General features: G+C 73.0%; 2 protein-coding genes and 1 tRNA gene. 1 reads left to right on the forward strand and 2 read right to left on the reverse strand.

Annotated elements, in window-relative coordinates:
* The coding region (gene nrtL, locus IE244_RS42690; RefSeq protein ID WP_229854910.1) for an ArgS-related anticodon-binding protein NrtL at window positions 1-1,129 on the reverse strand (1,129 nt) is incomplete at its 3' end.
* A gap of 123 nt (window positions 1,130-1,252) precedes the next feature.
* On the reverse strand, window positions 1,253-1,840 hold the full coding sequence (locus IE244_RS41410; protein ID WP_191878749.1) for a response regulator: 588 nt from the start codon (window positions 1,838-1,840) through the stop codon (window positions 1,253-1,255).
* Between the two features lie 118 nt (window positions 1,841-1,958).
* On the opposite strand from IE244_RS41410, the gene IE244_RS41415 reads away from it, so the two are divergent.
* A tRNA-Arg gene (locus tag IE244_RS41415) sits at window positions 1,959-2,030 on the forward strand.
* The last annotated feature ends 473 nt before the right edge of the window (window positions 2,031-2,503 follow it).

The following is a 2,503-nucleotide window of genomic DNA, read 5'->3' on the forward strand; positions in this document are numbered from 1 at the left end:
GGCCGGGGGCCGGGTCGGGGTTGAGGGCCGAGGCGGGGATGGGGCCGGGGGCCGAGACGGGGGTGGGTGCGCGGTGGGGTTCTAGGGCCGGGGCGGGGGTGGGGCCGGCCAGGCGGGAGGTGGGGGCGCGGTGAGGTTCGAGGGCGGGGTCGGGGGTGGGACCGGGGCCGGGGGCCGGGTTGGGGCCGGGGGTGGCTGCGGGGGCCGGGTTGAGGCCAGGGGTGGCTGCGGGGCGCGCTTCGGTGGCGTGTGCGGGGCCGGACTCGGTGGCGTGTGCGGGGCCGGGCTCGCCGGCGCCCACGAGGCCGGAATCAGCGGCGCCCACGCGACCGGGCTCGGCGGCGTACTCGGAACGGCGCTCGGCGGCGATCCCGAGACCGGACTCCCCGACACTGCCGGCACCCCCGGGACCCCCGGCGCCCACGGGGCCCGGTTCGGCGGTGAAGCCGAGGCGGGCGGCGTTGCGGCTGAGGGAGCGGACGCGGGCGTGGGCGTACCGCACCCGGAACAGCGGATTGCCCTCCCGCTGGATCAGGTGATCGGCGGTGATCCGGGGCCGGTCGTGCGGGGCCGGGTGGAGGAGGGCCCACCGGGCGGCGTCGGGACCGAGCGGGGCGGGGTCCTCGGGGGCCGGCACGGGCCGCAGATTGGCAGGCTCCCCGTGCTCGACGGTGGCCCGCCCGCCCTGCGTGGCGACGATCCGTACGACGGCGTCGGCGACGACCTCGGCCCGCACCTCGTACGGCACCCGCAGCGCGACGACCTGCCCGGCGAGGGCGTCACCATGGCCGTACGCGGCGCCCCGGGCCCGGATCTCCCGGACGAGCCCGGTGACGGGGTCGGCCTGCGGGTCGAGGCTGATGTTGAGAAAGCCGGGCCCGGTGACGACGACGTCCCTGATGCCCTCGGCGCCGGCGAGGCGGGACCGCAGGATCTCGGCGACCCGCAGCGGCGGCTGCCCGGCCGGTCGGGCGAGCTGCAGGGCGACGTTGGTGGCGAAGTCCCCGCACCCTCCGGGCCCCGGTTCGGTCACCACGACCCGCTCGGGCACGGTCACCTTCAGCTCCCCGTCTTCGACAGCACAACGCACCGCGCGCAGCACGGTGCGGGACAGCTCGACGGGGGTCACGGGACAAGCGTAGGGGAGGGTGGCGGTGGGGAGGGGAGGTGGTTCTCAGTGTGGGACGGGGTGGGACGGGTCTTGACGGGGTAGGGGGAAGGAACTCGCCCCCGGCTTCCCTCGACGCCGCCCCTAGCCGCCGTAGGAGATCCCACCCGGCACGCCGTCGGCGACCCCATCGGGGACACCGTCGGCAACGCCGTCGTCTCCCCCTTCGCCGTCCCCGTCCCCATCGCTGTCGCCGTCACCGCCCCCACCCCGGTGGCCTCCGCCTCCGCCGCGCCCCTCTCCCCCGCTCCCGCGCTCGATGAGCTGCTTGACGAGCCGTACCAGTTCGGCGGGCTCGAAGGGCTTGGCGAGGAAGGCGTCCACGCCGACGTCGAGACCGGTGTCGACCTCGTACTGCGTGCAGGCGCTGATGATGGCGACGGGCAGATGGTGGGTACGGGGATCGGCGCGCAGCCGGGCCGCGGTGCGCAGTCCGTCCAGCCGGGGCATGACGACGTCGAGCGTCACGACGTCGGGCCGCACCTGGTGCACCACGTCCAGACACTCGGCACCGTCGGCCGCGGTCACGACCTCGAGCCCTTCCAGTTCGAGGTTGACCCTGATCAGCTGCCGGATGACCTTGTTGTCGTCCACAACAAGCACCCGACCCGAGGCGCCTGGCACAAGTCGAGAGTAGGTCCGGACCGGCCACCGCGTCCGGGTTTTCCCCACTTCCACCCCCTACAGGTGACCCGCCCCACCCCACCTCAGGAAACGGATTCCTGATCACCCCTCCGGACCTGCTAGTGTTCTACCCGTCGCCGCGAGCGAGCAGCTCAGCAGCCGACACGCCCCCGTAGCTCAGGGGATAGAGCAACGGCCTCCGGAGCCGTGTGCGCAGGTTCGAATCCTGCCGGGGGCACTCGCCGAGGGTCAGCAAAAATCACGCGCTGACCAGGGCGGATGCCGACACGAAAGAGCGGGAGACAGTCTCACTGTCTCCCGCTCTTTCTCGTTGTTGCGTACAGATCGCGTGTGAGGAGCGTGTGGGCCACATCCGCCAGCCACCACCCAAGTGGCAGACGCCTACCGGCACCGCGGCATTGGTGCCGCGCGCGTGCAGGCACTCGCCACCGGCTTTGGACGCAAAGTCGCGGATGTGTCCTGGTCGGCTCCCGTAAGCGCTGCGGCCGGCGCCTTGCGCGTCGACTCTCGCCCGACGGCATCTGGGTCAGCTGAACGGTCTTACAACGAGTGGTGGCGAGCGGCAGGCGGGCGAATAGCCACCGCTTTAGACGCCGTTTCTTATGGCTCTGGCGAGGGCTGGGCGGCCTGGGGAAAGCCCAACTGGTCCAGCAGCACGCTGAAGAGGTCCTCCACAAAGGTGTCCCGCGA

This window comes from Streptomyces filipinensis (assembly GCF_014649495.1).
GTDB classification, from domain to species: domain Bacteria; phylum Actinomycetota; class Actinomycetes; order Streptomycetales; family Streptomycetaceae; genus Streptomyces; species Streptomyces filipinensis.